8 protein-coding genes and 1 pseudogene are annotated in these 25,417 nt (G+C 47.0%); 2 read left to right on the forward strand and 7 right to left on the reverse strand.

The features are described 5' to 3' along the window. On the reverse strand, positions 1-6,136 hold a 6,136-nt coding region (locus E0485_RS22360), incomplete at its 3' end, for a DUF7601 domain-containing protein (RefSeq protein ID WP_132420283.1). A 560-nt stretch (positions 6,137-6,696) separates the two neighbouring features. Next, complete coding sequence (locus E0485_RS22365) at positions 6,697-16,149, reverse strand: S-layer homology domain-containing protein (RefSeq protein WP_132420284.1); 9,453 nt, start codon at positions 16,147-16,149, stop codon at positions 6,697-6,699. 324 nt (positions 16,150-16,473) lie between these two features. Between E0485_RS22365 and E0485_RS22370 the strand changes: the two genes are divergently transcribed. Next, positions 16,474-17,223: a class I SAM-dependent methyltransferase gene (locus tag E0485_RS22370; RefSeq protein WP_132420285.1), complete on the forward strand. Its 750-nt coding sequence runs from the start codon at positions 16,474-16,476 to the stop codon at positions 17,221-17,223. A gap of 78 nt (positions 17,224-17,301) precedes the next feature. On the opposite strand, the gene E0485_RS22375 is transcribed toward E0485_RS22370, so the two are convergent. The 4 genes from E0485_RS22375 to E0485_RS22390 all read right to left on the reverse strand — a co-directional run bounded on the left by E0485_RS22375 (position 17,302) and on the right by E0485_RS22390 (position 23,031). Then, positions 17,302-18,216, reverse strand: a complete 915-nt coding sequence (locus tag E0485_RS22375) for an NAD(P)-dependent alcohol dehydrogenase (protein ID WP_132420286.1) — start codon at positions 18,214-18,216, stop codon at positions 17,302-17,304. Positions 18,217-18,294: 78 nt separating this feature from the next. Then, positions 18,295-20,949: a LuxR C-terminal-related transcriptional regulator gene (locus E0485_RS22380; RefSeq protein WP_132420287.1), complete on the reverse strand. Its 2,655-nt coding sequence runs from the start codon at positions 20,947-20,949 to the stop codon at positions 18,295-18,297. 117 nt (positions 20,950-21,066) lie between these two features. Next, on the reverse strand, positions 21,067-22,038 hold the full coding sequence (locus tag E0485_RS22385) for an NAD(P)-dependent alcohol dehydrogenase (RefSeq protein ID WP_132420288.1): 972 nt from the start codon (positions 22,036-22,038) through the stop codon (positions 21,067-21,069). A gap of 369 nt (positions 22,039-22,407) precedes the next feature. Beyond that, the gene (locus E0485_RS22390) at positions 22,408-23,031 is read right to left on the reverse strand and encodes a TetR/AcrR family transcriptional regulator (RefSeq protein ID WP_235857676.1); all 624 of its coding nucleotides are present in this window, start codon (positions 23,029-23,031) and stop codon (positions 22,408-22,410) included. 159 nt (positions 23,032-23,190) lie between these two features. On the opposite strand from E0485_RS22390, the gene E0485_RS22395 reads away from it, so the two are divergent. After that, positions 23,191-24,891: an MFS transporter gene (locus tag E0485_RS22395; RefSeq protein ID WP_132420289.1), complete on the forward strand. Its 1,701-nt coding sequence runs from the start codon at positions 23,191-23,193 to the stop codon at positions 24,889-24,891. Between the two features lie 47 nt (positions 24,892-24,938). On the opposite strand, the pseudogene E0485_RS22400 reads toward E0485_RS22395, so the two are convergent. After that, positions 24,939-25,417: pseudogene (locus tag E0485_RS22400) on the reverse strand (squalene--hopene cyclase); the annotation flags it as partial.

Here is a 25,417-nt window from a genome sequence, read left to right on the forward strand (position 1 = left end):
CGTTGTTACCGTTGCCGGTTCCGTTGTTACCGTTGCCGGTTCCGTTGTTACCGTTGCCGGTTCCGTTGTTACCGTTGCCGGTTCCGTTGTTACCGTTGCCGGTTCCGTTGTTGCCGTTACCGGTTCCGTTGTTGCCGTTACCGGTTCCGTTGTTACCGTTGTCGGTTCCAGGGTTGCCGTTGTCGGTTCCGTTGTTGCCGTTACCGGTTCCGTTGTTGCCGTTACCGGTTCCGTTGTTGCCGTTACCGGTTCCGTTGTTGCCGTTGCCGGTTCCGTTGTTGCCACCGGAACTTACCCGGTTCAACTTTACATCGTAGCGTACAATTTCGCTTCCGACCGAGATGATTTCACTCTTATGCGTCACATACCCGTCTTTGGTTACAACCACATAGTAATCCGTATTCGGGAACACCATAAACGCATATGCTCCGTTTGCATCACTATACTGGTCTGGGCTGTCGTTATCATTCGGAGCGAAGCCAGGAATCGCAGGCAGCTTTACTTCCGTACCATCTTTATAATACAGCGTTACTTTAGCTCCCTTGATTACTTCGCCAGTCTTTGCGTCCGTAATTATACCATACGGGTCGACAAGCTCCTGCGAAATATTCAATTCGCCGGTCGCTTTCACGTTTAACTTTGCAGTTGTGATGATAAGCTCCTTGCCCGGCTCAAATTCATAACGCACTTCCATGGTGTAGATTTGTTCGCTTAGACCTTCTGCAGAGAAAGTGCCATTCGTCTCCAGAGGGAAAGCTTTAGGCTTGCCGTTCTCCAGAATATATTTTCCGCTTGTATCCTTCAAGTAAACATGCAGGTTGCCGGCAAAGATATTGTTAAGCAACGAAGTCTTGCCATTGGACTGCTTGAAGAGCACGATACCTACCGCTGTGATTTCCGCTGGAATCAGGTTCCCCTCTATTGTGGAATCGGTGCTCTCAATAATTGCTCTTTGCGTGAAAGGAATGGATGTGAGCACACCGCCGATGTCAATCATCTTGTTGTAGGTAATGGTATACTCCTCATCCCGCTGAACCGGATGATAATACTTACCCTCTGTGTCAGTAGTGATGGTTTGCTCCTCACCGGTCTTAACGTTCTTTACATTAATGATTGCATTTGGAATGACTTCGCCAGTTGTATTGTCTCGCAAAACACCTGTGAGCGCCGCCGGCATAGCGATTACACTTGCCTTATCCTCGTTGTACGGAACACCTGATGGACTGGTGGCTGTGGTGGTCGCAATGATCTCATACTCCTTTGGCGTTGTGTCACTCAACTTAGGTGGGGTATAGGAAATCTTAGCCTTGCCATCCTTGTCGGTGGTCGCCTTTCCGATTTCCGTACCATCTGCTAACTTAAACACAATCTCCTTGCCCTTTACCGGCTTGCCGTCCGTTCCCGTGAGGGTGGCTGTCAGCACAGAGGATGTTTTACCGTCTCCGGGCACCTTTTGAATTTTTGGCTCTAAGGCAAGTGTACCAGGAAGGTATCTAGCGTTCTCAAATGGAGCTTGGGCGATTTCATTTTCCTTAATGGTGCCTGTATGCGTCCTGCTCGTTGGATCAGTGGTGTAGCCGTCCATTGCATAATTCTCTTCGGTGACGGTGTAAACCGTATCCTTGAGAATGCCCGTAATAGTAACTGTCTGTCCGTGCTTAAGCTTGATCTTGTCGTTGGACTTGATGCTTCCGCTCGTACCGTCCGACTTGGTATAAGAATACGTCCTGTTTGCACCTACTCCGGTGAAAGTGACGGTGTATATAAATTCCTTCTCCGTATCCCCACCATTGCCAATCACTGTATTGCTGATTAACAAACCGCCAGGCAAGTCTCTGTGATTGACGAACTTAGCTTCGGAAGTTATATCCTCCGCGATTTTTCCGACACTTTTCAAATCTGCCGGGTTGGTATCGTAGTCCTCGCCTGTGTAATCCGACTGTATTATGGTGTAAGTAAGCCCCTCGGGAAGTTTTATAGTTACCGTCTGTCCGTGCTTGAGCTGGATCGTATCGCCGGACTTGATGCTTCCGCTCGTACCGTCTGACTTGGTATAAGTATACGTTTCACCTGCACCATAGTCTGCGAAGGTTACTTTGTAGTCAAACTCTTTATTCTTATCTCCACCACTGCCAGTCACGGTATTACCGACCAGCAGATTACCGTATACCATCCGGGTATTGCCAAACGATGCCTTATGGTCGCCATTGCCAACGATCTTGTTGGTATAGCTCCGGCTCCCCGGCTCGGTAGCGTAACCATCGGGCGCTGTGTAATCCGCTTCAGTTACGGTGTAAACCAGATCCTTGGGCAGTCTCGGAATAACCACAGTTTCCCCGTGCTTCAGATGGATCGTATCGCCGCTCTTAATCATTCCGTTAGTGCCGTCTGACTTGGTATAAGGATAGCTTTCATCCTTACCCTCACCCCCGAAGGTAATGGTGAAGTCAAATACCTTAGTCTTATCGCCGCCGTTACCCTTCACTTCATTGCTGATCGTCAGCTTGCCTGTAATAGGGGTTGGCACAACCAGCGGATCCGTAGTGGTTACTTTTACGCCGTCTACCCAGATTGGCTTCCCGGGAGTATTTCCTACATACACCTGATAAATTTTCGTAGTGGGCAGCCAGGTGTTTGTATCAATATAGGTTTGCTTTAGCTCATAATACCCTGGATCTGGGAATAGTAGATTAAGATTTCCTCCGCTATTGGTTGTTCCTTCTGCAACCTTCGTTCCATCGCTCTTCTTATACAGCGTAAACTTTACATCCTGTAGCGGCTTACCGTCGGGATCTACCTTTTTCAATGGTAATAGAGCATTGGAACTTGAACTGCCTGCTACGTCTGAACTATCCAGAGTGCTTGCGCTTTTGGCGCTGACAGATTTCAGCTTGTCATCACCCATCAGTTTTACCTCGTTACCCAACTTGTCGCCGGCTTTCGCTTTGGAAGTATCAACCTCGGTTTGGTACACAAATTGGTAGATCTGATTAGGGTCTTTCATTGTGAATTTCAGAACTGACGTACCGTTATCACCCGGTTCAGCTTTTACCTGAACTTCACAATTCGGGTCATTGAGGTTCAGTGCAGCACCATCCCGCTCCAAAGCACCGCTCGCGGTCAGCTTGGCACGGTAGATCGCCATACTTGGCGCTGTCAGTACGAGCTTTCCGCTTTCATCCTTGCGCAAATTCATACCGGCCCCTAAGGTATCCTGCAAATACACACCATTCTCCATGTTATATGGTGGATAATAGTTCACCGTCCATTCCAGCACACCAGGAAATGGTTTTGTTACCGACTTACCTAGCGCCTGAACAGGCACAATGACCTTCCGCTGTTCAGTGACGGTCTTCTCCACTCCACCCCATGTCATATGAAGGTCGGCTTTGTTATACAGCTCCTGCTTGGCTTTACCGTTTGTGGTGTATTCCTCCAAATATTTCTCCAACGCCGCATTGGATGGCCTTGCCTTCACCAGAATGACATAAGGGCTTTCCAGCTTGGTGAAGGAGAATGTGCCTACATTATCCTCGGCAGAGAAGCTAACCACATGGCGCGGATCGGTTGGCTCAATCACCTTAACAGTAGAATTAATCTGCGTACCATAATTATTAAGATTTCGCAAACCCTCGTAAAGCTCATAGTTCTTCCCTGCAGAAAACGGAACGAACTCCCATCCCGCTGGCAAGGTATCCACCAGTTTGATGTCCGTTGCCACACGGTTGACGCCGGTCATCTGTTCGGTCTTCAGTCCAGGGATATTCACTGCCAGCCTGAAGGTCACCGTCTTGCTAACCTGGTCGTAGGCCGCGATCGTCCATGCCTCGTTGCTGTCGTTTGAGATGTAGCTATTGACGCTGTTAAGGGTAACATTTTCAAGTGTACCATCAGCTTTCAAGGGCTTCGATGCAAAGAGCATTTCTTTATTGAGCATCCTTGAGGTAACTTGAGTGTTGGCATTAACATTGTTCAAAAAGGTATTGTCGCTAAACAAGTAAGCACTGTTAAAGCGGTATGGCTGCCCACTCCAGTACTGCCCCGCGAAGTCGTTCGGGTTAGTCATTAACGAGCGGAAGGTGAAGGATGCGGGCTTGTCTTTGTATCCAGTAACCTTAAGCAAATCCGCCACCCGCTTGCCACCTTGAGTCAAGGGGATGACCTCTAGCTTCAACTCGTCATTGCTTTTAAAAGAGTCGACCTGATACTGCTGCCATGTACTCCCGTAAAGCTTCTTGCTAATCTCAGTTAAAACCTGCTTACTGACCTTGCTATTCTCATCTAAATCTACCTTATTGATGTCAAAGGTGGCATCATACCTCAGTAGGTCGTACACCGCCAAATTCAGGTCTTCGTACTGCGGGCTTACATTCACCGTCCAAGTGATCGCGGCGATGTCATAGTCATAGGCTTTCCCATCGGAGCCGCTAGTTGAGCTGCCGCTCTTTGTGATGCCATGTGCGCCGACGGTGACCGTTACATCGTCACTCACGGTGGCGGGATATTTCCCGTTGATCGCATCGTTGTTTTGAATGTCGCCCGTTGGTGTGTCCAAATCCCAGTTGGCGCGCGCCAGATTGGTGCCGCTGCTGAAGCTCTCCACCTTGGACACAATGACCAGCCGTACGGCATCATTGACAGTGTCAAAGGAATATTTACTCTTTGTTCCTTCATCCGGGTCAATCGGCGTGCTCGTCGTGGACCAGTTGTTCTTGGCTGTATCCCACAACTGATAGGCAGCCGATTCGAATATCAGCCCAGACGGTAGTGCATCGGTGATGGTGAAGTTCTTTAACCCCTGCTTGTGGTAATTTTTGTTGACATCGATGGTCCATGTCACAAGGGTGTCATCCCCTCGCTTGCTCACCGCACCGTATTTCTGAATCCAGTCGGGTGCAAAGGAAATCTCTTGACCTGCACTCACTAAAACAGTGTCATCTATCTGTTTTAAATGTACTCTGCCAAACATGACCCGATAGCTGCGACCAAGATTCCCCGGCGGATTCTTGTGCTCGTAATAGTAAGCTTCCTTTGGAATCCATGTCTTAAACTCAACTTTCGGATTTATACCGGTACCCGCAGGGAAGATGTAGCTCAGCTTACCGTCGGCATCGACATCCGGTTCTACCGCGAAGCCATTGACCTTGAAGGAACCCGGTTTATAAATACCGTAGACATTAGCGCCGGTATTATAAGATGCAGGGTCCGTAAAGAACTTCGTCCCGTCCAGCGACAGTTTGATTGTATTATCAAACTGATCGAAAGCAGATACGGTTGACTCCCAAGTAATCGCTCCCTCAACAAATTGTGCAGGTTGAAGTCCCCGATAACTATACTGATCCCACTTAATCATTCCAGGCGAACTTAATGTAATGTTATACGCTGCTGTAACATCTGGGTTTTTCAGCTGGTAAGCTGTCCCAAAGATGTTGATAGGCTTTGTGTCGCCGTATTCCATTCCTGTTAAATCGGCATCGGCAGTGGTTTCAAAGCTGAAAACAATACCTCGTCCGACACCATTAAAAAAGTTATCGTCACCGTTAAACACAATCTTAATGCTGTTGGGAGAGAAATAGGCAGTACCAAGCTGTTTCATACCTGATTCAGTCTGTGCATTCAGGGTTTTAGTAGCTGTCGGTAACACCACTTCCTTGAAGTAGTCTCCTCTTTTCAGCTCGATCCAGTCACCTTTCTGAATGTATAGGTCGGGATTCGCATTAGTCGGATTATCGTCATCGCCATTCACTGGCAGCTTGAGACCTTCCGATTTGAGCGTGAATTGCTGTCTACCCTGGATAGTACCGTTTGGATCAATAACAGCATTTCCCTGCTTTACCTCTAGCGGAAAGGTCGAATTAGCCCCCATGAGCACCGTCGTTTTGTCCGATGGACCCGCTAACATAACTACGGGGGCGTCGACCGGTGCAGCAAGTTCTTCTTGCGCATCGTTCACCGCCTCGAGTTCCGGCAGTTCGGTCGTGTCCGGCGAGTCAGATTCGCTTACTGCAGCCGTCTCAAAATCGCCTAGCGCGCTATCCGCATATGCTGTTGCAGAGAACGTCACCGCTTGCAAAATAAGTGTAAGCACTAGGAAGAAAGACAGCATAGACTTGCTTATACTACGTTTTCGTTTCATTGCCAATTCTCCTCCATTTCCCAAAATTTTGTCGACGGAAGATCATCTGCCCAATATTGCCCATAAGCGAATAGACATATGCTATTTGCTTGACTCCAACGACCCTTCAAATCGTCGAAATCTTGCGAAGTTCTAGATGACTGAGTTAGTGCCATAGGTGTGCAGTCCGTCGATCAATGCCTAGTAACTCCCTCCTCCTTCGATCATTTCGTCAGTCACATACTGTAAACTGATATAATATACTTATTTCGTCAGCATCCGACATTCTATCACGTTGTTCTGAATAAAAACTGAATCTGAACATCTACTCGACAATCAACTAATAGGCAAGAGGCTTAACTGATACAGCCTATAGCTATGCTTATAAATATGGTGAATGAGAATGGCTTTAACAGTAACCAAGCGTTATTTCTTATCCTGACCGGTATTGTCTTGTTATTCATTGCTTCCTATTACTTAACGATATATTTGTTTGCTAGAAAGGACTTTTAAGAGGCCGATGATATAGAAAAAAGCGTCCCGCCCCTGCCGTTCAGGGGATCGGGACGCTCCATTCGCGTCTACTTCTCCAAAATTGCCTTCAATTCCGGGTCCAACGTCAACAGCTTCCAGAGCATGGTAACTGTCTCTGCACGAGTTGCCTTTCCTTTCGGCTGTAGATAGCCATTATACCCTTGAATCAACCCGGCCTGCGCCGCTACGATAATCGACTGCTGCGCATACTTCCCGGCATCGGCCATGTCTTTGAAATTTGCATAGTCCGTTTGCGACAGCGCCGCTTCATCCACTAGCCTCATCATCATGGCGATCATTTCTTCTCTTGTAATTGTCGCATCCGGTCGGAAGCTGCCGTCACCGTACCCTGCGACAATCCCATGTCTTGCCAAGTTAGCTATACTTTCTTCCGCCCAATGCCCCTGCAGGTCTACAAATGGCACTGTACTTGCCTGCGTAGGTGTGAAGACAAACAGTCTGGCAAGCACGGAAGCAAATTCTGCTCTCGAAATCGGCTGATCCGGCCTAAAGCTGCCGTCGCCATACCCCATGATGACACTGAGCCTTGCAAGTTTGTCGATGGTCTGCCGCGCCCAATGCGTCCGGGTGTCCGAAAACGCAACCTGATTCGGATCCGCCGACGCAAGTCGCTCCCGAATGGCTCGCAGCATCTGTTCCCACTGAACCAGGTCTTTCTTGAAGATAGACATCGGCTCTTGTGTCGGCTGTGGTGTCGGTTTCAGAGACGGCTCCGACGCAGACTGCGTTTCGCCGCCATTGCCGGAATCAGAGCCTGTTCCTGATCCAGGTTCAGGTTTTGGCTCGGGGGAAGTTGAGCTACCAATTGCAAATATCGCGGCATCCACCTCGTATTCCATTCCCGATGCCAATACCACCTTAGCCGCAACTTTATAGGATCCCGCTTTCGACAGAGTCGTCAATTTCTGTTCAGTCTTGCCATCATAGGCGACCGGTGTCCAATTCTCGTCATTGATTTTATACATCGCTTTATCGATCTTAAAGCCATCCACTTCATACGGTGACAAGGACAACTCCACGTTGCCGGCATACTTGCCGTCCGCCCCCGCCGTCCCCTTCACCTTCAGCTCAAGGTATGGCTTGGACGATTGTGTATTCGTAACGGTGAATTGGTACGTTGTCGCCTTGCCTGCCGTGCTGGCCGGCTGTACAGAAATCACAAGATCATTCACAGCGCCGTTTGTCGACAGCTGTAATGGTTGATCGATGGATACGAAGCCCTTGTTCGAACGGATCGGCTTGCCGCTGCTGTCCAGAAGCGACACGACCGCCTCGCTGTTGGATGCCGCTGCTACCAGATGAGTCCGCTTCAGATCGCTGGCTTGCAGAGCATATACAGTCTGGCCTGGGTCAAAGTCCAACGCAATACCACTGATTCTGACCGTGCTTAACGTCGCATCAAGCGCATCCGCGCTTTCCTGGAAGAACACGCCCTGAACGGAATCCCCAGCCTGGCCGAACTGTATCGTTGCCGTCTTCTTCTCCTCTGCGGAGAACGACAGCAGGCTTGCCTTATTGATTGCCACATACTTCGACTCCAAGATTTGACCATCAGCATCAAGCAGATTAAGCAATACGTTACCGGACGATATCGGCGCCATATTCATGTTCTGCATGGTCAGGTTCACACTCGTATGAGACATCGTATTCGTCTGCTCCAGCGTAAGCAATACATTGTTTTCATTGTACTTGAGCGCCAAATTGTCTAGCGTAATCTTCGCCTCATTGTCAGACTCATCAAATTCCTTCAATGGCTCTCCTTGCGCATCCTCTGCCCAACTACGCAAATAAACCGTAATCCCGTTATTCGGTATTTCCTGTAAGCCATGCTTTGTCAAATAAGCACTGACATCGAACTCCACCGTCTCGACATAAGCTCCTTGATCTATCAAATTCAAATCGTCCGAATCCGATATCTCAATCACTTTGCCGATCAATGAATCGTCCGTGTACTTGTTATCTTCGTATAGCGCAAGCTTAACAACTCGTCCCTTATTGCCTAACGTTGTACCATTTTTATTGTAGACCGGAATGGACAATATGCGCTTTCCGTCCTCTTCCTTCATCACCTTAATCTTCGAAATTCCTGTATCCGGCACATCTAGCCGCAGCGTACCTGCTGTCGACTGCTTTTCGCCATCGGCAAAAGTAACTTCGATGTGATACGTTGCATCTGCAATCGGTGATGGCACTGTGTGATAAGCAATCAAGCCTTTTGCACTGTTCGGTACAAGAGACAGATTATTGTAGCTTGTCAGTTCTCCATTAATCTTAATGTCCACCGATTGAATCGCGGATAAGCCTTGATTGACAACATGGAACTGAATCGGCAAGTCATAGCCGGCTACGACCTCTCCAGGATTAAATACAACATGATCCGCGTTGAATTGATTATGGTACAATGCGTTTGCCGTATACATGGCGCTTACTGTCTTTGATACGGTAACGGGAATCTCGTTTCCTCCCGTTTCCCCTTCCTCCTTCGGAGTAATTGAGCCAACAACCTCCGTATCGGTCGTATATGTCGTGCCCAGCAGCAGCGCTTTAATTTCTGTACCCGAGCTGTTGCCAATATAAGCCGAAATCGTGTCAATGGCCGTATCTTCCGGCATTGCTCCCAGCTCCATTACACCCGATAGATACAATTTTCCATCGTTAATGCCGAGCTTCACCGCCTTCAACACATCGCGGCTAATGACTCCCGCAGCAGTCGTTTCGACCTGCGCTTCCTTCCAAATTAACGATAAGTACTCAAGGTTCTTATCTGCCTGAGGCATTTTAACAAAAGTAAAGTTCGGATTAATTCTAATGTTATTGTACGACTTTACAGCGCTTAGACTGTCAACAAATTCCGAATATACCTCGCCATCCCTATTAACAGCTAGCATTCGAATATCTTCCGTAGCACTATCGCCTTCGCCGCTTGTCGCATACCAAGCCATCACAAAGCGTTCTATTCCGTCCGGGAAAACGGCGCTCGTTAATTGCGGATTCTCATTGGCGTTGCGGTCATGGGTCACCTGTAAGTTTTTCACGACACCCTTCGTCTTCCAACCTGATGTCTGGGCTGTCGTATCCTTCGACGTATCAATAACCGCATATACAATCTCATTATCCGTTCCGGCTACGTATTGCTCTGCTGGAATTTGATTCACATTGCCTTTATTGACCGTATAGACAACGGCAGTTGTACCGTCAGTCAACGTTTCTGCGGACATCCCCATCACAGTGCCATTCGTGCCGTTATACAATGTCTCGGCATCGCTCCACATTCCACTGGCCGCATCATATACGGTATAAACAATGCTATCCGATGCGGAAAAGTCAAGCGGATTATCAGTATTGGATGAATATACGCTGCGATAAGCAACGACGACCTTGCCATTGCCAACGGAGACAATCGGCGCAACATCAGGGCTTTGATTGTTCGTTAGCCGCTGTGTCGTCCATTTCGTCCCGTCATAGATGGAAGCCATAATTTCTGCGCTATTGTTCATCAGCAATATGTCGGCGTTAGTCAGCTCTTCCCCGGCTGCCTTCATAATTTTATCCTTTTGTCTTACCCAGACAGCGGCAATCAGATTGCCTTCGCCTGCAAGCTGCAGCCCTGTATCTCCATAGCCCTTAAGCGCAGCATCGCTAACAATCTCTCCACGTTGGTCGTAGCCGCCCTGACTGTTGCGAATCGCCCAAGTGGCAACCGTATCCTCAATACTCGTACTATTGTTGTCGGAAAGGTATACGAACATTGAACCGTCCGCAGCAACCTGTGGGTTGGAATACGGGTACGCATTGGATTGCAGCACCTCCGGTCCGTTTGAAGCTGCGGCAAGCAAGCTTCTCTTTGTGCCGGATGATGTTTGCTGCCATGCACGAACGTATTCGTTCAGATAGCTGCGATCCTCCATCGTCTGTGAGCTAAGCACCTGCATCGGATCTTCGCCGATTGCCCTCATGTAAGCCATAATGGCTGCGTCTGCATTGGCAGCCGTAAGCGGCATGGTCGCATTTTCTTTCCAGTAATCCTGAATTTTGTTCCAATTTTTCGACAGCCACGTATGACTGTAGCGCAAAGAAGCAAAGTCATGCTTAATCGAAATAAACAGGAACTTAATCACGACGCGCACACCAACAATACTTTCCATCGTCAGCTTATTGCCGTATAGCACACGATCATTGCTATTTTTCAAATAGTCCCGATTCAGCCATGTGCTTGTGTTCTCCAGCGTGATCCTGCCGAATACGCCGATTTTGGCCGCGATAATCGAATAGTCAAAGCCGATTCCACCGAACGCTTCGATATAAGCAATGACACGCAGAGAGGTCAAGTAATCGTTGACGCTGTCCAGCTCCGGATTGCTCCACGGATTGCCCGGCACTTCGTCGAACAGGACGGAAGCCCTGAATCCGACCTCGACGCCGCCGCCGATCGTTAGCGAGAACGTAACCGGGACAATGCCGGCCTGAATGTTCCAGGCCCACGAATACTCGAAGCCCCCTCCCGCATTGAATCCGCCGCCATGTACGACGGCTTCCCAAGCATCGGTTTTCAAATTGTACTTGATCTCTCCAATGTAGTATCCGCCGGCGCTGAACGGGATGCCCTTGCCGGAATGCCCGTCTTTATTGATTTGCGAATACTGGCGTTTCTGATCTTCTACATATTGGTCCATCGCGATCTTATACAAGTCGCCGGCTCCAGGAGCAAAGTTGTTCTTCGATTGAAAAAACTGAACATCGCTGCTGCCCTGCGTCGACGCCATATTATTCAGAGAAGCCGACATAATCATCTTGAAAACCGTCGGGTCATCCGTCGGATACACTCTCATGGAGAGCGGACCGACATCCATTTTTAGATTCCCTAATAGGCTCAATGTTTCTAGAACTACCTTGTCATTGTTACTCGGGCCGGTTGTGCTCCCATTGGTGCTGTTCATATCGTTTTTCAGCTTCTGAATGTCAGAGCGCAGTTCCGTAGCACTAACTTCGGCTACCCCGATCATATTGACGAGCGTTGCCGCCCCAGTGAAGCTTTTGCGGAAGCTGCCCGGCTTGTCGTACAGCTTGAAATGAACCGAGCCTGATTTCGCCTTGTCGAGCCAAATCGTATCCTTATTCAGCACTTGAACGTGACGCGTCAACCACAGATCCGAGAACGGATATTTGATGGTCTGGTAGGATTGCCCTTGTGGAACGAAACCTGTGCTATTTTCCAGCTCGGCATAGGCTTGTTTATCTACATTATCTCCCCACCACAGCAGTTCTGTCGTCATTTGAATGTTCGGGTACGTATTATTTGGCCCGAACTTGCCCCGATAGTCCCGAATATCGGTTTTTGAACTATGATCGCTATTTGCAACATACTGATTCACGATAACAGGTGTCGGCTGTAGTCGATCATTGCTAATCATTCGCGCAATTTTATCGCCGATGATGATTCGGTCGGCCGGGCTCGCATCTCCGTCCAGCGATAATAAACTTGGATTGTAGCGGTCCCCCTCGAATCGGGTTTCGATGATAAATTCAAGTTTGTCCTTGGCGGATAAATCCGCAGCATTTTTCTCTCCGGCTGCACGAGAATAAAAGTCTGTCGTATCGAAAGTAATCTCCAGTTTGCCGTCCCCTGCTAGCGTCTCCGTAATGCCTGCGCCGCCAATCTCTGTCGCTTCGGCGTAATACCCGTTCTTGTATACGCCACCGCGATAGGTCACTTTTCCAGTGTACGGCTTGCCATCAGGCGTCTTAAAGAACACTTCGACTTTCGACAACTGACGAAGCTGCAAGATATTAATCGGATACAGCTCCAGCTGAGCCGGATTTCCTTCCTTAGACAGAAGCCTATCCTGACTGAATACGCCTGTATAGGTTGTACCGTTAAATACGGAAGTCACATAAACATCGCTCGCTATGCCCTTTTCCTCGTAGAGCGCCAATTCTCCGTTGGCATCGCTTTTCACGGATTTTTCGGTACCAGCGCCGTTCGTGTACGTCAAGGTTGTTTCTGTTTTAGGATACAGCTGGAATAAATACAACTTATCTTTTAGCGTCGCAACAGTCAGATCTAGCTCGGCTTTTATGCCTGTACGGGCATGAGTTGCTGTAATTTTGGTTTTGCCATCATTCAAGCCGCCCAATAGAAACTTTTGCTTCGGTTGATAGGAGGAGTTGTTGAATTTTTCAATATCCTCGATATATCCGTTGCTGCGATGATAGATTGCGCCTACGTCATTGTTGGCGGATTTCCAGGCGATCTGGTCCGTGATCTCTCCTAAATCGTCGTAATCCTTGTTGTTGACGCCTAGCTCATTGTTCAGCATAATATTCCGCTTTAAGGCAAGAATCTGATCGCTTGTCATCTGCTTAATGCGGTCGATGTTGCTCATCTTATAGGAGCCGGTCGGCTGACCGTCAATCTGGATTTGCAGAGCATCACTCTTATACACTTGCAAAAACAATGAATCGTACGACCATGTCGAATCCGTGCTGTTCTTCACGGCCAGCGTAATGGCATATACATCCTTGATTTGCTTGCTTCCGGTCACTGGAGCAATGTTCAAGTTGTAGCTTCCGCCCGTTGCCATGACATGCGCATCGCTGAACTGGCCCGTCGCCTTATCAAATACAATTTGGCTGCCAGGAATAAGTACACCATTTCTAGTAACCTGAAATTCAAATTCTCCTTTGTTCACCGGATCGAAATTGTCGAGCGTCCATGTAATCGGCAGCGTGCCGACCGAATCGACCACAAACTGTCCCATCGACTTATCAAGCGTGACAATCGCCGCTTCCGATCGCACGACGATATAAGATAAGGCGGAAAGCGTAGATTGCGCGTTTTCCGGATTGACCGTGCTGATGCGAACCGTATAGCTGGGCACATTGTTGCTCGAAATGTCCTTCATATAGGAGCCCGGAATCGCAAAGCTTGTTGCATTGATTAATTCAGCAGTTGCCGGGGCTTCCCAAGTCCGCGTCGGCTGCTTCCCGGTAAGCTGAGTCCCATCCCAGAATCCGTCATACAGCTCCAGCTTGAAGTTGGCGTCCTGTGCCGCGCCACCCGCTCCAGCCAGCTCTTTATAGCGATCCATCACATTGGTCGACCAAATGATATTCGCGTCTTTGTTTTTATTGACATATACGCGATTGGCAAAGCTCGGAACGACCACGGCCGCAGAGCCGTCCGCGCTAATCGTAATCTTCTGCGAAGTGACTGTCGCTTCCGCCGCTTCTCCATTGTTTTTGGCTGCCAGCGTAAAGGTGACCGTACCCGCTCCCTTAGGAAGGATGATCCCGTCGGCGGTAATTCCCGCGATCGAAGCGTCGCTGCTACGCCATTCGAATTGATTCGGTGTCACATGTGTGGCATCCAAAGGATAAGTGAAGCTGAGCTTTGTTGCATTTGCATCGATCAGATTCACCACATATGGCGTGCCTGAAGGCCACGATGCGGGGTAAGTAATGGATAAATCGCCAGGAGTAATATACTTAGGCTCTGACACTTGGAAGCTGACCGTCTGACTTCCCAGCATCCCGAAATCGTCCATATTACCTGAACTGAGCGCCCCAGGCGTCGTGTTGCGATTGTAGTACACTTTGGCACGAAGCTGCTTGCCATCCACGATTGAATCTCCGTCTTTTAACGCATCATATACGCTTTGCGTAATCCGCAATTCCCCTTCCAGCACAGGCGGGGACAACGGCAGCCCGTCTTCGCCCAGCTTCCAGTGCAAATCCAGAACCCCTTGATTCCTGTCTCCGATGGAAATCATCACTCGCTTGGCGATCTCCTCGGAAGTCGTCACTCCGTCAATCAGCCAATCCGCTTCGCCGATGCCATTGCTCAATTGGAGCGTCGCCTTCAACGTCTGGCCGACCGCATAGCTCGACTGGTCCAGCATCAGCGATTGAAAAGCGTCGCCTCGCGCAGAATTAATGACAATATTCGGCGTATTCGTAAAATCCTTGCCCCACGAAATATAGTCAACTTTGCGATGTTCTAAGGCATCAGGCCCTAGCTGTACAGTCGCCGTTTCGTCTAAAGCAGCGGCCACCTGCAAATCAGCTGGCGCCATCCCCTTGCCGACAACCGCCATATAGCCGCTAATGAGAGATAAGCCTGTCCGCATATAAAAAGGTGGAGAATTCGAGTATTTCAATTCGTCATACGGCATCACGTCCGGGTAGGCGACCCCGCCTCCGGCAAGCTGCAATCTTGGCATGTTCGCCGGATCATCACTCGGCTTCCCATGTGCAATCGTATTGCTGTAGAGAACTTTAATGGGTACGATTTGCCCTGTCGTATAGGAGCCTTTCTTCGCCTCGACCTCTAGCATGGACGGGTCTGCCATGGAAGCATTCCGATCAGCTCGATAGTAGCAGGCTCCGAATCCTACACCATTCAACGAATCGCTTTGAAAGAGTCCTCTGCCACTGCCCAATGTAAAGGAAAGGTATCCGCCTCCCTCATACGCATGGGTAAACGGCACATACTTCCGGCTTGTTTCAAGATGATCAAAGTCGATTCGATCCAAATTGTTAAAGTCGTAAAAATGCAAATAATCTGCTCTCGCTTGGTCGACCCAAATATTATCCCGGTAATAACTCAGGCCACCCATGAAGTCGCCTCTTCCAGATACACAGTAAGATTGAATAATATCTCGTCGAACATACAAATCGTTGAACCTAATCGTTTTTGTCGTTTCGCCCGGCTGAAACTCAACCGTTCCTTTAACGACCGGAACGTACCGTGGTTGAATATGAAGCGTGCTATCCATAAGCTCATAGGAAAAGGATACTTTTTTCGTTTGTGGTCTGTTCAACTGAAAAGTGAAGATGACTGTTTCCGTGAAAGAAACGTCTGTCGCTTCTTCCAGCTTCGTTACCGATACGACGGTCTCATCTTCGTAATCCGCGCCTGCCGCAGCCGAGAGCCCTCTGGCTCCCATCATCGGATTGCCGTTCTCGTCGACAAAACGCAGCCCGCCCTCTCCCTCAACTTGCGATAGCAAGGAGTCGAGACTGTCCAGATGCTCGGGAGACAAGCCCGTTCCTCCCTCGTTTTGTGCAGACAATAGCATGGACAACCGCTCTTCAATGGCGAGCATTTCCTTGAGAGCAGCAAGCGTAATCGGCTCGCCGTCGACTTCGGCAATTTGCGTCAAGTCGGTACTCTCATCTGCTAATAGCTGTTTCAGTTCCTCTAACGTATAGCTCTTATCATTCAAAAAAATAGAGTAGTTCAGCAACTGGCCATTCGCATCTGCAAGACCAAGCTTCTGAATCATCTCTAACATCGCAGGGGCTTGCTCTTCACCGTACTCCTCGCCTAACAGGCGAAGCAGCTCCGCGTTGTAAGAATAGGCATCGCCGCGGTCTTCACCCGGCATTGCAGCTAGAGCCGGAGTTGTGAGGCTTGTCGCCACCAGCACGAATACTAACAAACAAGCTACGAATCTTTGTACTTGAATAACATACCTCATCTTTTTCTTCCCTTCCATGCATATTCCCAATCTTTTACTTCCAATTCGTCTCCGAAACGAATGCGCTCTAACGCAAAAAAATCTCCCGGTTCGACGATCCATGACATCATACATCGAATCCTGGGAGATTGTAGTCCTACTAAAGTAGTACGCGGAAAAAAATATGCAGTTTTACTACTTGATTGACAAACTCTCTCAAACTATAATTGAGGCAATCTTTCAAATGAGGTGAAATGGATGTATTTCCGTATCGTTCGAGATATTTAGTTTTCGGGTTGAATGATATCAATCTACTTATTAACCTCATTGGAAGGCGGAATAGAAATGAATCCATTTGAATATAAAGAGTTTTATGATAGAGTCGGCAAAATTAATGGTTGGGATTTCAGCAATGTGAAATGCGTTTCTGAAGGAACAAAATGGGATTTGTATCATGAAGTAACGAAGACCTGCAAGAAATCGGATATTTTGCTGGACATTGGCACTGGCGGAGGGGAAGCGATTTTATTAATTGCTGAATCTGCACTACTTCTAGTAGGGATTGACCAATCCACTGGAATGATTGAATCAGCAACTAAAAATTCCGCTAAATCAGGCTTTCCTAATGTACGCTTTCTAAAGATGGGCGCTGAAAATTTGGAGTTTCCTGACGACTTTTTTAATATAGTCTCGTGCAGACATTCGGATTTTTTTGCTAAAGAAATCGCAAAAGTTTTAATTAAGGGTGGTACATTCTTCACTCAGCAAGTAAGCGAAAACGACAAATTAAATATGAAAGAAGCATTTGGAAGAGGACAGGCTTTTGGAACAAAGGCAGGTACATTAAAGGATAAATATATGACTGAATTAAGTGAAGCGGGTTTTAGTGACATACAGTCATTTGAAGTTAGTGTTACTGAATATTACCAAACGGCTGAAGACCTGATTTTTCTACTAAAACATACTCCGATTATTCCCGATTTTGGACGGACTGAGGTTGATTTCCAAGTACTCCAACAATTTATAAAGGAAAATCAAACTGAGAAAGGGGTTAGAACAAATTCGGAACGCTTCATCATAATTGCTAAATTATAGAGTTTGTAAAAATTACATGCAAAAAGGATACTCGCTAATCGGGTATCCTTTAATCATAAATTAAATAAATGGAATTATTTAAGATGTTATCTTTATCACGACATTACCCTTCTTATGACCTTTTTCCACATATCGATGAGCTTCGGCTAGTTCTTTGAGCAAATAGAATCGATCGATAACGGAACGAATTTCCCTCTTCTCCATAAGCTCTCCGAGGTAATCTAAGTCTTCTACTCGTACTTTTGCGATGCCTTGCCCATCAACGGTAACATATGAGCCATTTGGAGTTAGTGCTTTTTTACAACTAGATTTAGATATTTTACCGACAGCATCAAAAATGATATCGTAATAATCCCCTCGATTTGTAAAATCCTCCTCCATGTAATCAATAACCTTATCGGCTCCCAATGATTTTACCATTTCTAAATTTGCTGTACTGCAAACACCTGTAACCTCGGTTCCAAAGTACTTGGCTAGCTGTACTGCGTAAGTACCTACAGCTCCAGATGCTCCATAGATTAGTACTTTTTGTCCTTTTTGAATATGGCCTTTTCTCAGAAAATATAAAGCAGTCGTTGCCCCAAAAAGAACTGAAGCTGCTTCTTCATAGGAGACATTGGACGGTTTGATTGCCATCAACGCTCCTTCAGGAAGGCATGTATACTCGGCATGACCACCGAAATTCATCCCAGTTAATGCAAATATTTGATCACCCTTCTTAAATCGTGTCACTTTAGGACCTACGGTCATAATTTCCCCAGCTAATTCCACACCAAGAACAGGTTTTCGAGGTTTCCTTAGTCCTAAAACGATTCTCATGGGAAGCCATAGCAGAAGAGGGCTATTGAAAGTACGAACTCGAATATCGCCAGCGGTTACGGTTGAAGCATAGATCTTTACTAGCACTTCATTTTCCTTCGGTACAGGGGCATCTACCTCTTTGAGCATGAGTACATCAGGAGAACCGTATTGCGTACATACCATTGCTTTCATGGGGATTCCTCCAAGGATAAGATTTGGTATCAGTATATCTTCAATACGGTTATCGGATGTAGATACTAAAGTATGGTTTTATTCTTTTAACAATCCTAGCTCGCGTGCACGTGCTACAGCCTCCGTACGTCGTTTTACTTGTAGTTTCTCAAAAATGATACGATTATGCCCTTTTACGGTAGGAAGTGCAATGAAAAGCTTCTTGCTGATCTCATTATTGGAATGACCTTGCGCGATGAGATACAATACTTCCAACTCTCGTTCACTTAGTGGCTCGATCAACAGATTAGCAGAATTAGTTAGAAGCTGATTCGACTTCACACCACGATGTTGCTCCATTTCATCAAATGCTCCAAGCAGCTTAGCTAAATAATCCGTCATTCTTACTTGATCGGCTACCTCATGCAACAAATTCCGCATTGGGATGCCTAGGTCAACAAATATCCGAATAAAACCACCGGACTCTGCTGCTTTTAGGGCATGTATTGTGAATTGTTTGGATTTGGACTTATGTCCGTGTGCGTGCAATACCACTGCTTGTAGGATTAATACCTGAAGGTGTTCATCCTTTAGTCCCTTCTCCTCCATATGAACTCTTAATGGATCAAGTATTGAAAGTGCAGATGAAGTGTTCCCCTGCATAAGATGTACCTGTGCTAGTTTGAGACGAAGTTCGTGTCTCTTAGCCAATTGTTCAGCAGCTAGTAGATTGTTTTGATGTAGGAACAAGTCTACCTGCAAAGCAGCAATTCGGGGAATCTGATGTACTAATTTATGTTGAAGTGACAGAAGCTCCACCTTTTCCAAAATAGTGGCGGCGCCACTCATCTCTCCCCTACCAAGCATTACTTTGGCTAGTAATACCTCTCCAGCGATGACTCTATCTATCATTTCAAATTGCTTCGCATCATGAATACTTTGTCTAGCGTACAGCAAAGCATTATCCAAATCATTCCATTCATAATAAAGTCGGCCTAAACACATTTTCGCTTCGTAAGCCACTAACGGCAGTGGATCTGTTGCCAATGTTATGACTTCTCTATACGACTCAGCAGCCAGATACAGCATATTCTCTTTTTCCTGTATGTTCCCAAGTCCAAGTGTTGAAGTGATGGTTATGATGACATGTCCGATCTTCTGACTGATGGCTAACACTTCGGCATAGGCTTTACCAGCAGAAATACGATTCCCTTGAAGCTGATAAGCAAATCCCATCGTCCATAGCGTAGAAGTACGAATAGGAAGATTGTCAGGATGTAGATATTCCAAAGCACGAAGTGACTCGGTAATGATGGTTTCAGCCTGGTTGCTGTTGACTGATAGCGTAGCGCGAACAGCGGCAATATGACCGATCAGATCTTTGGTTTGATCGTTCAGCTCAATTCCGTTCAATGCTTTCTCAGCTGCTTGTAGCTTCTGCTCAACACCGTCCAATTGGCCTGCCATCAGTAGCGCAGAGGCATACATGATCCACATGGAAGGTATTGCATCCAGTTCTGCACTAGGCAACGAATCCAGCCATTTTAATACAGGAGCCACTACACCGCGAAAAATCAAAGGCATCCCTTTTCCTTCCACCAATCTGGCGGCGCGCTTAGTATCCTTGGCAATAGCTGCATAATGAAAAGCTTCAATCTCGAGATCATGTTCTTCAAACCATATGCTAGCACGTATGTATAGATCTGAAGCGGTTACGACACCTTGATGGAGTCGATTCCGAAGCAATTCTGCAAAGAGATGGTGGTAACGATACCAGCGCTTCTCATTGTCTAATGGGATGACAAATAGGTTGGATCGATCGAGAAATTCTAATATTTCTTGCCCGGAAGTAGACGAGAGGTTTTCTCCATCTCCACCCCGCATTACAGCATCACAAAGTGAACCGCATAAACGATCAAGAATAGAAGTATGAAGTAGAAAGGTCTGAACGTGTATGGATTGTTTGTTTATCACCTCATCGATCAAATAGTCTACTATGTATTGGTGGTTACCAGAAAATGATTGGATAAAGCTATTAGGATCTTGATGCCCCTGCATGGAAAGGCCTGCTAGCTGCAAGCCAGCGACCCAGCCTTCTGTGCGAGATGCAAGTAATGCGATGTTTTCAGATGTAAGCTTTAGCCCCATCACCCTTTCACAAAATTCACCCACTTCAGAAGGTGATAAGCGCAAATCTTTGGCGCGCACCTCTGTCAATTGGTTCCTAACACGTAATCGAGCCAATGGTAGACGTGGTTCTTCACGTGTGATGATGACTAGATGCATTTGTGACGGCATACGCTCAAGCAATATAGATAGAGCATTGTCAATTGCAGTTGCATCTATCACATGATAATCGTCAAGTACAAGTAGGAATGGATAAGAGAGGGCTGTGATTTCATTGATTAAGATCGTTATAATGATTTCAATTGGCGGTGGCTGAGAGGATTGGAGTAGACTAATTAGATTTTTTCCAAAATCTTGTTCAATCGTTTGCAATGCGGCGACGAAGTAAGTTAGAAAACGAAGAGGTTCGTTATCTGCCTCTTCTAATGACAGCCATGCGGCTGGTTGTGGGTTAGTCGTAAGCCATTCGCTTACAAGTGTCGTCTTCCCATAGCCAGTAGAAGCAGATACTAAAGTTAGCTTGCGATTTATCCCCTCGTTTAGAAATTCGACCAACCGAGGACGTAAGACAGCCTTAGATCGAGGTACTGGAATAAATAGTTTAGTAGATAAAATAGTAGTAAACATGATTACCACCGTTCTACGCCATCAACTTGCGCGGATTAATAATAGATTGATAGTAAGTTCGACGGCTTTTCCAGCATTTCCTTTTATAAAAAACAAAAAAACGGCATCTCTGCCGTTTCAACTTAAACTAATTATGACTTTTCCTTGGGCATGGCCCTCTTCAAGATATCGAATGGCTTCCGATACTTCGCTTAAATTGTAACATCTGTCGATAACCGGTTTTACTTTTCCCGCTTCGAGAAGTTCATGCATCGTCATCAGATCCTTTTTACTCCATTTCGCCATAAAAATTTGTATTCTTTGAGAGACGAAACGTGAGATAAGGAGCCCTCGGAGCGCCCGAGCCAGTGGTCCAAGCAATCGTCCCTTACTCTGCGATCCAACAATAACCAAAGTGCCTTGATTTTTTAGTACCCTATTACAAGCGGAGAACGTTCGATTTCCCACCAGATCAAAAATGAGGTCATACCTATTCTTACTTCGAGTGAAGTCCTCTTGTGTGTAGTCAATCACATGATCTGATCCGATTGAACGAACCATCTCTACATTCCTCGTGCTACACACCCCTGTCACTTCCGCTCCGAGTGATTTGGCAATCTGTACAGCGAAAGTACCCACACCTCCCGCAGCACCATTAATCAATATTTTCTGCCCTTGCTGAATCAATCCTTGGTCACGTAGACCTTGCAGGGCAGTGAATGCCGCAATCGGCACAGCTGCTGCTTGCTCAAATGTCACATTGACTGGTTTCTTTACTATAGACTTCTCGGATGCACATACATACTCTGCTAAGGCACCATTACACGCACCAAATATTTCGTCCCCCGGCCTAAACTCCTTCACATTCTTGCCCACTGCTTCGATGTGACCTGCCACATCTACTCCAATACCAAAATTCTTTGGTCTGAATAACCCTCCCTCTAGGCGCATGATGTAAGGTGTGCCTCTCATCAAATGATAATCCACTGGATTTACGGATGCCGCGTGAACACGAACCAATACTTCATTATCCTTTGGAACAGGTTTTCCGATCTCACCAAGTTGAAGGACATCCGGGCCTCCATACTTCGAGCGTACAATCGCTTTCATAAATCCCTCCTTCATTGATTTGATCCAGTCAGGATCAATCATTTTATAGGACTGCTTCTTAATATGCTTGAAGTATATCTGTTACGCGGTATTGATTAATAGATACTAAAGTATTGTTTTAGGACGACAAAATACAAAAAAGCACAGCCATTTTATAGCTGAGCTTAATAATTTTATATATGGTGGAACCAAGGGAGCTCCGCTCGCACATCTCGCTATAACTTTCAATGGGATGTCCCATTCCAAAAAAGCCTTCAAACACTCGGAAATCCTTGTGTTTAAAGGCTTTTTATATTATGGAACCAAGGACGAACCTCTTCGCTGCCAGCAAAGCGCTCTACCGCCAGACTCGGAAATACGTTCGTAACTTTATTTATATAAATAGTTTACGAGCATTTTCGCAAGTTCGTTTTTTATCTGATCGGCATCAACATTTTGCGGCGCGAAAACGAGCATATCAACAACGCTGTTTAATGCTTCATATACGACAATGGCAGCTGCCTCCACATGATCCACCTTTAATTCCTCAGGGTTCATCAGGAGGTATTCCAGCGTTCTGCGGCGTCCCCGATCAAACTGCTCGTCCATAAGCGCCTGGACTTCCGGATCGGAATGATACATTACCCGTAACTCATTGTGGAACTCGGTAAAGACTTGATGGGAATAAATTAGGCTATCAATAACCTCCCGCATAAATTCATGCTTGTCCATAGAGCTGAAATTGATTTCGGCAAGATATGTTTCGATCCTTTCAAGGAGCGCTTGGAAGTAGATGGTGAGCGAATCCAGAAATACGGCGCGTTTATCCTTGTAATAGGAATAAAAGCTTCCGGTGGATACGCCTGCCGCGGCAGCGATTTCTTTGGTATTAGTCTGGTGGTAACCTTTCTCGGAAAATAGCTTCATGGCAGCTTGTAGAATGGCTTCTTTAGTTTTGATGCTCCGTTCCTGCCGGGGTGTTCGGATTTTGGTTTCGTTCTCAGTTTCAGTCACTTCAAATTACCCCCTCTGTAATAAAGATTGTAGAGGAGAACAAAAGGACTGTCAACGAAAGTTGAACTATAGTTCATATTTTTTGTTGACAAATATGAACTATAGTTCATATAATCAAAACATGAACTTTGGTTCACATTATTTAGAGGAGTGTGAAAGATGAACGGACGCGCAAAAGGAGTATTAGCCTTTATGGCTATTTTGCTGGGATATTTTATAGCACTGCTGGATACGACCATCGTGAACATCGCCCTGCCGGAGATGACGCGGCATTTTGGCGGTACGGTTTCGGAAATTTCGTGGATTATGAATGGATACAATCTGGCATTTGCCGCGTTGATCCTGACGGCATCTCGGCTTGCGGACCAGTTTGGACGCAAGAAAGTTTTTATAGTAGGTGTTGTATTGTTTACGTTATCTTCCTTGTTAGCCGGATTATCTACATCGCTGGGCATGCTAATCTTATTCCGAACGATACAGGGGCTCGCCGGCGCGATTATTGTACCGGTCTCCATTCCGCTGACCACGACGACCTTTCCCAAAGAGAAGCATGGCATGATCATCGGCTTATGGGGAGCGATTGCTGGGCTTGCGGCCGCCAGTGGACCTTCGCTTGGCGGAATTATTACGGAGAAACTGAATTGGCAGTGGATTTTTTATGTGAATGTTCCGCTTGGAGTGCTCAGCATTGTGCTGACCCTACTGTTTATTAAAGAATCCCGGGATGAATCCGCAGGCAAAAGGGTGGATTACGCCGGTATGTTATCGATTACCGCAGGCATGCTTTTGATTACCTATGCATTTATTAAGGCAAATGATTATGGTTGGAATTCGGGTGAATTTTACGCGCTAATCGGAGCGGGATTGTTATGCATTGCTTTATTCTTTTTTGTACAGCGGCGGGGGAAAGAACCTATGCTTCCTTTAGCACTGCTGAAAATTAAGGAGTTTAACGGGACCTCACTGACGTTATTTATCGTTGGCGCGGCATTATCCAATCTGGCCTTTCTGACATCCTTTTTCCTGACCCGGGTGATGGGAATGACAGAGCTCAAGGCAGGGCTCGTCTTATCCACTATGGCTGCGGGATCCATCGTCAGTTCGGCAGTATCAGGGGGATTATCCAATAAATACGGCAGCCGCTGGTTTGGGGCGATTGGGGCTGTTATTATCTGCGGATCCCTTTACTCCATGAGTACTCTTGAGGCGGATTCCTCGCTTGTCGATGTGATTCTCCGATTATTCATTGCCGGTATCGGCGTTGGTTTGACGATGGCACCCGTAATGTCGGCTGGTATACGGCATGTACCTGAGGAGAAAGTGGGCATTGCGTCAGGCGTCATCAATATGGCAAAATCTATCGGCAGCGTGCTGGGAGTGGCCATCATTGTCACCTTGCTGCAGCAGAATATCGGCGGAGAAATGCAAACCGCACAGACCCGCATCTTGGAGCAGGTGAAAGGTGATACGGTGCTGATGCCTTTTGTCAAAGAGGTTCTCGTTGGCGTAGTTAATGAACAAGGGGGACAAATGAAGACAGGATCGGACAGCGAAGTCCAAGCCGAGGCACTGACCACCAAGATCATGAAAGGTTTAGAGGCGGCTGCAGCCAAACTTGAGCCTGAGCAGCAAAAGGCTTTTGCCGCAACGCGCGAGGGCCAAATTGACGAAGTAAAGATGCTTCTTACAAAGGCAGGATCGGAGCTGAAGGAAGCTTCCGTCAAAGGGTTCGGCCAAACCTTCATCTACGCCAGCTTTATGTCTCTGCCAGGAATTATTTTTGCATGGATGAGCGATAAGCGCAGGGCGAGAAAAAGCTCGAACAAATCTGCCGATTATGAGTCGACGGAAATAGCATAAGTTTAGAGTCTCTAATGGAAAGGCAGACGCTGGCATCGAAATGGACATTAACTTCCGTATTTCAGTCTATAATGACTCAACGTCAGAAGGGGCCAGATATATTTGTAGCTGTGATAATGGGAGTAAAAATAACCCGGCAGGCCGGCGCCAGTCGGATAAACGGTCGTCCATTTATCTTCTTTCACGGAGTCGATCAGTCTGCAAATTCCTTTATCCAACGCGGCGGTTGGCTGCGGGTGAACGGCGATAAGGGCATCCAACGCCCATGCGGTTTGGGATGGCGTACTTTCTCCTAACGGTACATAACGCTGAAGCCAGTCGCTGCTGCATGATTCCCCCCAGCCGCCGTCCTCATTTTGGATGCTCAGGAGCCAGTTGGCTCCTTTTTGTACTGTTTTATGGTTCGTCGGAAGGCCGACCGCCGTTAAACCTGTTAATGCGGCCCATGTGCCATAGATATAACAAACTCCCCATCTTCCGTACCATGATCCGTCCTTCTCCTGATGGCTAATCAGCCATTGTGTCC

The organism is Paenibacillus albiflavus, from assembly GCF_004344915.1.
Classification (GTDB): Bacteria; Bacillota; Bacilli; order Paenibacillales; family NBRC-103111; genus Paenibacillus_AM; species Paenibacillus_AM albiflavus.